Below are 9,672 nucleotides of genomic sequence, written 5' to 3' on the forward strand. Positions count from 1 at the left end.
GCAGCTAACGCAAGCGTCCGGTACGGGACGCACCGGATCGGCTTAGTCCAGCATGAAAAATTGCGTTAGCGTGGTGCGCGTACCATGGTAGCTGCATGGACTTGAGGTGGGGATGGCGAGTGGCGGAAACCAAGGCGTCACCCCGGTGCACATGGTAGGTCGGCGAGTCGCTTAGAGTGAAAGGAAGTAAATGAACGCTGTCGAAATCGAAGAGGCCATCTCCACGCTGGCTGAACAGCCGTTCGATGCCGCTGAGTTCCCGTTCGCCTTCCTGCAAGCCTTTGGTGCCAAGGACACCACCTTGCGCAAGCTGCGCAAGGGCGAGTCGAACAGGTCGGATGTCGGCGGTGTACTACAGCGCGACAACATTCACATAGCTGTCGCCGCGCCGGGTGCAGTGACCCAAACGCGGGCTGCGCTAAGGGCGAGCGCCGCGACTGGGCGCTGGAAAGCCAAGTTCATACTGGCGACCGATGGCGACACATTTGAGGCAGAGGAACTAGGCTCCGGCGAAACCGTCGCCTGCGCTTACGCCGACTTCCCGAACCATTTTGGTTTTTTTCTGCCGCTCGCTGGTATCACCACGGTAAAACAGGTGCGGGACAGTTCGTTCGATATCCGCGCCACCAGCCGCCTGAACAAACTGTACGTCGAACTGCTGAAAGATAATCCTGAATGGGGCACGGCCGAGCGCCGCCCGGACATGAACCACTTCATGGCCCGGTTGATCTTCTGCTTTTTTGCGGAGGATACCGACATCTTCAACGGCACCGGCTTGTTCACCACCACAGTTGACCAGATGAGCGCGCGCGACTCGTCCAACACGCATGAGGTGATCGGTGAGATTTTCCGTGCCATGGACACTGCCATTGCAGCGCGGAAAGAGGCGATGCTGCCGCGCTGGGCTGACACATTCCCGTATGTGAATGGTGGGCTGTTCGGGGGCAGACCCGACGTGCCGCGCTTCAGTCGGATCGCCCGAACCTATTTACTCCACATCGGCGGCCTCGAATGGCGGAAGATCAACCCCGACATCTTCGGGTCGATGATCCAAGCCGTGGCCGACGATGAAGAACGCGGCGCGCTTGGAATGCACTACACGAGCGTTCCCAACATCCTGAAGGTGCTCAATCCGCTGTTTCTGGATGATCTGCGGCAACATCTCGAAGAAGCAGGCGGCAACAGCCGCAAGCTCCTTAACCTGCGCAATCGCATCGCGCGCATTAGGGTGTTCGACCCGGCCTGTGGCAGCGGCAATTTTCTTGTTATTGCCTACAAGGAAATGCGGGCCTTCGAGGCGATCATCAATGAGCGTCGTAGTGAGGAAGGGAGAAAGTCGGATATTCCGCTAACCAACTTTCGGGGGATTGAGCTACGCGACTTCCCTGCTGAGATCGCCCGACTGGCGCTGATTATCGCAGAATTTCAATGCGATGTGCTCTATCGTGGGCAGAAAGATGCCCTGCAGGACTTCCTGCCGCTTGTTGCACAAAATTGGATTACCTGCGGGAACGCGCTCCGGCTCGACTGGTTGAGCATCTGCCCGCCGACCGGGACCGGCGTGAAGCATAGGGCCGACGACCTGTTTCATACGCCGCTGAATCAGGCGCAGATCGACTTTGAGAACGAAGGTGGGGAGACATATATCTGTGGGAATCCGCCCTATCTCGGAAGTCGGGCGCAGACGCCGGCCCAGAAGGACGACTTGATAGCAATTTTTGGTAAGTCTGCCGAAGGTATTGGCGTTTTAGACTATGTTGCCGGATGGTTCATGAAGGCAGCGGACTACGGAACTCACACCAACGCTGCGGCAGCCTTCGTTTCCACAAACTCCATTTGTCAGGGTCAGCAAGTTCCTATCCTTTGGCCCCTCATTTTGGGGACGGGCCACGAAATTGTTTTTGCGCATACTTCTTTCAAATGGGCCAACCTCGCCAGCCATAACGCAGGCGTCATTGTCGTCGTGATTGGTATATCAAGGCAGCTCTTGCGATCGAAACAGATATACTCATCGTCAACGGCAGGTGAGGCACTTGCCAGCGAAGTAGCTAACATCAATGCGTATCTCGCACCATCGAAAGATGTATTTGTCGTGGCTCGTGGAAGCCACGTCTCTGGTCTTGAAGCCTTAGATCGTGGCAGTGCGCCAACCGATGGTGGGTCTTTCTTTTTTGACCAGCGGGCGTACGAGGCTGCTGTCGCGCAGCATCCTGAAGTTCGATCTATTTTCCATAGAGCAATCGGCGGTGCCGACTTCATACGCGGCAATACGCGATGGATTGTGAAGGCGACGCGCGAAACATTAAACGACGATAAAGTTGCTATCTTTTGCGCACCTATACTGGATAGAGTTTCGCAATTCCGGTTTTCAAGTAAAAAGAAAGCTACGCAGCAGTTCGCAAACCGTCCATCTGAATTTCCTGAAGACCGCCACTTCAGAGGTAAAAAGTTGTTTGTCCCACAGGTGATGTCCGAGGCACGAGACTACATAACTTGCGGATTGTTGGCCGAAGATGACCTTGTGCTTGCTCCACATTTTCAAGCGCCCGCTCAAGAGTTATATACCCTTGCACTCATTTCATCTCGATTGCACACAGCATGGGTGGAGGCTGTCTGCGGCAAGTTGAAAACAGATATTCGCTATTCCAACACGCTCGGCTGGAACACCTTCCCAGTTCCCACGCTCACAGAGAAGAACAAGGCTGATCTAGCGCGTTGCGCCGAGGAAATCCTGTTGGCGCGGGAAGCGCATTTCCCCGCGACGATTGCCGATCTGTATGAACCGGACAACATGCCCGCTGACCTGCGGGAGGCGCATGAGCGAAACGACGAAGTGCTTGAGCGCATCTACATTGGGCGGCGGTTCCGCAACGATACCGAACGGCTGGAGAAGCTGTTCGACCTTTACACTAAGATGACCACGTCGGCCGGAACGACGAAGAAGCGCAAGACGGGGGCAGCAACATGATCATCGACAGAAACTCTGTGCCGTCAGTCTCCGTCTCTTATGCCGGCAACGGCACCACGACCAAAGCGAATGCTCTGGGCATGAGGCCCATGCAGGAGCGCGCTTATGAGAAGCGCGGCGAGCAGTATCTTCTGATCAAGTCGCCGCCCGCATCAGGCAAGAGCCGTGCGCTGATGTTCATCGCGCTCGACAAGCTGGCCAATCAAGGGCTGAAGCAGGCCATCATCGTGGTGCCGGAAAAAAGCATCGGATCTAGCTTCGCGGACGAGCCACTGAGCAAGTATGGCTTCGTGTCCAACTGGACCGTGACGCCGAAATGGAACCTCTGCAACGCCCCCGGCGAGGATGGCGGCAAGGTCAAGTCGGTCGGCGCGTTCTTAGAGAGCGATGATAATGTGCTGGTCTGCACCCACGCCACCTTCCGCTTCGCGGTGGATAGGTTTGGCATCGAGGCATTCGATGACAGACTGATTGCGGTGGACGAGTTCCACCACGTATCGGCTAATGAAGAGAACAAGCTAGGTGCTCACCTCGGCGCGTTCATCGCCCGCGATAGGGTGCACATCGTCGCCATGACGGGTTCCTACTTCCGTGGCGATGCCGAAGCCGTCCTTGCTCCGCAGGACGAGGCAAAATTTCAGACAGTCACCTACACCTATTATGAGCAGCTTAATGGGTACGAGTACCTGAAGCAGCTTGATATAGGCTACTTCTTCTATTCCGGCGCTTACTCCGACGACATTCTGGCGGTGTTGAAGCCTACCGAAAAAACAATCGTGCATATTCCCAGCGTCAATTCGCGGGAGAGCACCAAGGACAAGATCAGGGAAGTCGAACACATCATTGAGGCGCTCGGTGAATGGCAAGGTGTCGATCCGACAACGGGCTTCCAGTTGGTCAAGACGCCAGAAGGGCGGGTGCTGCGCATTGCCGACCTTGTGGATGATGACGCGGCCAAACGCGACCGCGTCTCTGCGTCGCTCAAGGACTCGGGCCAGAAGAACAATCGTGACCATGTAGACATCATCATTGCTCTCGGCATGGCGAAGGAAGGCTTTGACTGGATTTGGTGCGAACACGCCCTGACCGTCGGCTACCGCTCAAGCCTAACTGAGATCGTGCAGATTATTGGACGTGCGACCCGAGATGCGCCGGGCAAAACCCGCGCACGCTTCACAAACCTCATCGCCGAACCGGATGCTTCCGAGGAGGCGGTTACCGAAGCCGTCAACGATACGCTGAAGGCTATCGCGGCCAGTCTGCTCATGGAGCAGGTGCTTGCGCCGCGCTTCGAGTTCAAGCCTAAAAATCCGCAAAGCGGGCCGGTTGAGGGGTTCATCTACGGCGACGATGGCTATGATCCGAGCAAGACCAATGTTGGCTTCAACGAGGCGACAGGCCAGTTCCAGATCGAGATCAAGGGGCTTGTCGAACCCAAGAGTAAAGAAGCGCAACGCATATGCCAGCAGGATCTGAACGAGGTGATAGCGGCCTTCGTGCAGGATAAGCCTGCCATCGAGCGCGGCTTGTTTGATGAGGAGCTGGTGCCTGAGGAGCTGACGCAGGTTCGGCTGGGCAAGATTATCAAGGACAAGTACCCGGAGCTGGACGAGGAAGATCAGGAGGCGGTGCGACAGCACGCGATTGCCGCCATCAACATCACCCAGCAAGCCAAGAAGATTGCTTTTGGTGGTGACGGTTCTGATGGAGAACCGGGCGTGAACCGAGCGCTTATCAACGGTGTGCGGAAGTTTGCCATGGACGTGCGAGAGCTGGACATTGACCTCATCGATCGGATCAACCCGTTTGGTGAAGCTTATTCAATCCTCGCGAAAACAATGAGTGAGGAAAGCCTAAAGCAGGTAGCTGCCGCCATCGCTGCGCGCCGCACGAACCTTACACCGGAGGACGCCAAGCAGCTTGCTGCCCGTGCCGTGCAGTTCAAAAAGGAGCGCGGACGCCTCCCTTCGATCAGTTCAACCGACGCTTGGGAGAAGCGTATGGCTGAAGGTGCTGCCGCCTTCGTCCGCTTCAAGGATGAGGGGCGCTATGAGTGACCTCGATCTTGATGAACTCCGCGCTGAACTGGCCGACTTTGCCCAGCGGGAGAAGAAAGGTGGACGCACGCCGCGCGAGGAGCGCATCATCGCGGGCTTCGAGGATATCCAGCGGTTCGCCGACGAACATGGCCGTGCGCCACAGCATGGCGAAGATCGCGACATTTTTGAGCGGCTATATGCGGTGCGTCTCGACCGGCTTCGCAAGCTAGAAGAGTGTCGCGCCCTGCTTTCACCGATCGATCATCAAGGCTTATTGGACCTAGCGCACAGCGATTTGCCTGTGCCCGCCGAGGAGATGGACGCTGACGCACTCATGGCGGAACTCGCCGGTGCGGCTGGTGGTGGCGAAATCACCGAACTTCGCCACGTTCGCTCGACGGCTGAGAAGCGCGCCGCCGAGGAGATTGCAAACCGTGAGCCATGCCCAGACTTCGAACGATTCAAGCCCTTGTTCGAACAGGTGCGGCTGGACCTTGACCAAAACGTTCGAACAACACGGCCGTTTGTCAAAGACGCGGGCTTCATGAAGGCAGAAATTTCGCAAGGCCAGTTTTTCATCCTTGGCGGTCAGGTCGCGTATGTTGCCGAAGTCGGCGAAACGTTCCGTGCCCCAAATGGCGAATCCGATGCGCGGCTGCGGGTCGTCTACTCCAACGGCACCGAGAGCAACCTCCTGCTCAGGTCACTCCAACGCGCGCTCTATAAAGACGAAGCCGGGCGGCGCATTACTGACCACGTGGCTGGTCCCTTGTTCGCGAAGGAAAGTGAGGAAGGTGACCTCGTCAGCGGTACCATCTATGTCCTCCGCAGCAAATCTGACCATCCCATGGTGGTCGCGAACCGCGACGTGCTTCACAAGATCGGTGTGACTGGCGGCGACGTTGCCCGTCGTATTGCCAACGCAAAGCTGGACCCCACATTCTTGATGGCTGACGCGGAGATTGTCGCCACCTACACACTCTACAATATCAACCGCGCCCGACTGGAAAACCTGATCCATCGTGTTTTCGAACCGGCACGGCTGCACATCGAAATCAAAGATCGTTTTGGAAGCCCGGTTGTACCCCGGGAGTGGTTTCTTGTGCCTCGCTTCGTCGTCGATGATGCAGTGGAGAAGATAAAGAACGGCACTATCACCGAGTATGTCTACGACCCAAATACTGCAACGCTGGCTCAGCGGCCGAACTGAAGCAGGTTTCCAAATGGTTTATTCCTTAGTCAGTAACAACCCTTCAGCTGTGCTCGCTTTCACCCCCGCTCGGGAAATCGGCAAACTCACTGTCGGGCGACACATAAAACAGCGACACTCCCATTGAACCAGCAAGTTCACGGGACAATGCCAAGGTCCTGCTGTCCATTCTCTCTTGTGGATCCTTGGCTACGTCGATTATCATCATCACCGGCTCGAAATCGCCGCCCCGCGCGCGAACTTCGTCCCTGTGAGCAGCCAGCTTGCGGATATCAAAGTGGATGTCTTTCGATCTGAGGCGAGACTTGTGTCGCTCAGAGGCCTTTACTTCTACAGCCAATAACATGTGCTGGAGCGTTGCCTCGTAAGAGCGTCGCTGCCAGTTCCCTGCTGCACCTGTTCCGAAAATCACAACATCTGGAATTGGTTCGAAACCGCCGCCAAATCCTTCCGCGTGCCTCAGGTCAAGCTGTTTGAACAAATCAGTGGTAACGTTGGTGATCCATTGCTTCACGTTCATCCCCAACTGCATTAGGGGCACCGGACCAGCGACCCGCAGCGCGTGGTAGATCATAGCTTGGTAGTGCAGTTCACCGGCCAGAACTTGTCGGGTCTCGCTTACGATCAACGGCCATGCATTCTGAAGGGCCACCAAAGCATGGTCCTTGGTTACCAAGGGCATGGGGTTCATCCATTCCTACAATCCATAAAATTCGAGCAGCAGTGTTACAGGTTATTGAGACCCAGTGTGTATTTGCTGGGTGTATATCCTTGTAACCGTTTCAGTGTTGTATCGCGGCCATGACGAATCCAAATCATTCCGAGCGTCAACTTGCTCAAGCCTACATACTCACCGCTCGTATATCGCAAATTTTGGTAGTGATTGCCTTTTTCGCAGGGCTGATTGCGTGGGCCTACTTCGGGATCGTAGGAGGGATTGCAACATGGGCGCTTTGTGCTTGGCTTGCGCAAATCGCAAAAGCGCCGATGCCAGATCACCTTCGGAAGAAGTTCTAGAAGTACTAGTGGCGGTTTCCACCATGATCGTTCAGCACTGCGCCCATTCGAACGTCACATAAGGGCGTACCTAGGCGTGACGTAACCCTAACGCGCAGCCCACCGTCACATCTAAGTTGAAGCCAGCCGCTTGTGACATGCGATCGTCATCTTTAAACCTTGAGGTGACACGTGGCTTATGCACGTTTTGCTGTTAGGAGATTAATGTGCCGAACTTGCGGCCTGAATATCCATCAAGGTGTCACAGGAAAGCGCTAGTTGGCGGCCGTACTGTTCAGACGCCTGCAGCACACTTTGCTTCGTGACACCAAATAAAAAGTACGCGGCGTGCAATGCTGCGACTACGAGTACGGCGCTGTACTGCGACATGTTATTCCAGTTGTCGTGCCAAAGAAGCCATAAGGATATCATCACAGTTAGGAGGTTCAGGGCCAATCCGATGCGTTTGAGCCCGAACAAGTTCCGCCTAAACCCATAAACAACGTTCTCCGCAAACAAGAGGTGAAACTTGGTCGTGTCACGAGTGTGCTCTCTGATCCAGTTCCCCGCTGATACGTAAAAAGCATCAGCTTTGGCGGGATCTTTTAGTTCCGCGTTCGCTGACGGTGCTCGCTCCCCCAGCTTCTCAGAAAGGAAGGCAAGGTAACGAGCCTTGGATTTCGCATCAAGCACCTCGTCAATATGTCTAAGCACCGTCGGAAATGGACGCCCGCCTGAAGAGTTGAACAAGCTTTTCTCCTCGCGCCGACCGAGCCTTCTGGCGAGATCTGCTAGGGCGAAGAATAGTACGGCGATAGCTACCGTAAGAAGAACCTGAGGCAAGCCAAGACTATCAAGAGAAGCAGCCACATTGGCCAAAAGAAAGACTATAGCAGGGGCTGCAGCCAAAATAGCTGGAAAAAGCCGTGCGCGAAGCACGTAGCTGTCAAGCAAGTCCACGTTATTCCTCGTATGACGTTGTGAACGGCACAGGTGTGAGGCCCGTCATGCCAATCCTATCTGGCATCTCATAATTATGACGGATCCAAGCTCCTTCCGTGCGGTACACCGGATACCCTCTACGTAGAAATGCGTTTGAAACCCTCTTCCTTGGGTATTGAGGTTTGTTTGCCCCTACAGAGCAGAATGCAGTGCCTCGCTCTGGTGAACCTTGGGGCAGGACTGAGCCCAACCACCGATCCAGTACCGACGGCGTCACATTCCTTCGGCTTCCGTGATGAGGAACTTGGACGAATGTAGGAGGACTCAGCCTTCCTAAGATTTGCGCAACATCAGCGGCTTCATTGAGCGCCTCGGGACCGGCGTCGGCCGTGAGCAGTACCGTTCGGCCATCAAACTCCCCGAGTTGAACCACACAACACTCATTGGATGGAGAAGTAGGAGATGGGTTTTCCTCCAGCGCCTCAGAACCCCAAGTCTCAAAGAATTGGGCTAACGCTTTTGCCGATTCAAAAAGTTTGTCAAACAAACTCTTGTTCGGCTTGGCGTAGCTGGTCGGAGTACGGTCAAATTGGGGAATTAGCGCAAGGTAACGGTCTCTCGAAGGTGCTAACACCGTGAAAGATCCTATCTGGGCATATGCAAAAGCTTCATAAACCGGTGTGCCTTTCGAAACTGCAATTTGCTCTAATTCCACGAGCAGCGGATAGGCATCTTTGATGGCCTTAGTAAGTCCGGCCACAGTATAGTTCCCATGGAAAGCGGGCAGTATTTCGGACGCGTACAACCATGGCCTGTTCATCCATAGAGCACCGACACTGAAATGCCGCACGACCTCTAACAAGCCAGTTACGTGATCTGCGTCCTGGTGCGACAACACTACATTCGCGATGTGCGTTGGGTGATCGTAATATGTATTTATATGATCAATGATGCGCTGACCGGTATCAGCGTAGCCACCGTCAGTAACATGTATTTGGTACGCACTTGATGCGTGGCCATGTCTCACGCATATGGCGTCACCGTTACTGTCTCCCACAGAGAGAAAATCGACTTCGTAGCCCATGCTTATCCCCTTAAATATTGAGATGCATGGTTGACCGGGTGCTTGGAGACCGCAACGACTTTTATGCGTCTGCACCCATATATGTGCTGTTCGGGATCGTGGTTTACTTCCTGTAGCCTACCGGCGGCGCGATCCTCAACGAGTCTTCCTGCATTCAGCTTAGTTGTGTTGAAACCCGCAGTGACATTAGGAGCTTGGGCGCACGTGTTGAAATCGGCCTACCATCCACCACCATCACATGATCAATGCTGCGTAAATTCCAATCAGTAAGCAAACTCTGCTGCCGGAAGGGCGGTCAGCGTACTCTGAATAGCCCCGCGTTCTGTAGACACCTTCGGGGTTAGATTTGGTGTCGCCGTTCGAATTCGACGGGTGAGAGCATGCCGTTGCGGACGTGCTTGCGTGTTGGGTTGTAGAACATTTCGATGTAATC

General features: G+C 55.0%; 7 protein-coding genes. 3 read left to right on the top strand and 4 right to left on the bottom strand.

Going from position 1 to position 9,672, the window contains the following annotated elements:
• The first annotated feature begins 190 nt into the window (after positions 1 to 190).
• Genes DDE77_RS08045 through DDE77_RS08055 form a run of 3 tightly spaced genes read left to right on the top strand, consistent with a single transcriptional unit; the run spans position 191 to position 6,217 of the window.
• Positions 191 to 2,968: a class I SAM-dependent DNA methyltransferase gene (locus DDE77_RS08045; protein ID WP_108396923.1), complete on the top strand. Its 2,778-nt coding sequence runs from the start codon at positions 191 to 193 to the stop codon at positions 2,966 to 2,968.
• Positions 2,965 to 5,025: a DEAD/DEAH box helicase gene (locus tag DDE77_RS08050; protein WP_108396924.1), complete on the top strand. Its 2,061-nt coding sequence runs from the start codon at positions 2,965 to 2,967 to the stop codon at positions 5,023 to 5,025. Before DDE77_RS08045 ends, DDE77_RS08050 begins: the two co-directional genes overlap by 4 nt.
• Positions 5,018 to 6,217, top strand: a complete 1,200-nt coding sequence (locus DDE77_RS08055; protein WP_108396925.1) for a GIY-YIG nuclease family protein — start codon at positions 5,018 to 5,020, stop codon at positions 6,215 to 6,217. The genes DDE77_RS08050 and DDE77_RS08055 overlap by 8 nt, the downstream gene beginning before the upstream one ends.
• A gap of 43 nt (positions 6,218 to 6,260) precedes the next feature.
• Here DDE77_RS08055 and DDE77_RS08060 read toward each other — a convergent pair whose 3' ends face one another.
• The 4 genes from DDE77_RS08060 to DDE77_RS20120 form a co-directional block, all read right to left on the bottom strand.
• Positions 6,261 to 6,899, bottom strand: coding sequence for a hypothetical protein (locus tag DDE77_RS08060; RefSeq protein ID WP_157959726.1), 639 nt, complete (start codon positions 6,897 to 6,899; stop codon positions 6,261 to 6,263).
• 536 nt (positions 6,900 to 7,435) lie between these two features.
• The gene (locus DDE77_RS08070; RefSeq protein WP_157959727.1) at positions 7,436 to 8,173 is read right to left on the bottom strand and encodes a hypothetical protein; all 738 of its coding nucleotides are present in this window, start codon (positions 8,171 to 8,173) and stop codon (positions 7,436 to 7,438) included.
• A gap of 1 nt (position 8,174) precedes the next feature.
• Positions 8,175 to 9,239, bottom strand: coding sequence for a ComEC/Rec2 family competence protein (locus DDE77_RS19420; RefSeq protein WP_157959728.1), 1,065 nt, complete (start codon positions 9,237 to 9,239; stop codon positions 8,175 to 8,177).
• A 340-nt stretch (positions 9,240 to 9,579) separates the two neighbouring features.
• A partial coding sequence (locus DDE77_RS20120) for an IS3 family transposase (protein ID WP_342748553.1) occupies positions 9,580 to 9,672 on the bottom strand: 93 nt, incomplete at its 5' end.

It is taken from the genome of Devosia submarina (assembly GCF_003056345.1).
GTDB lineage: Bacteria > Pseudomonadota > Alphaproteobacteria > Rhizobiales > Devosiaceae > Devosia > Devosia submarina.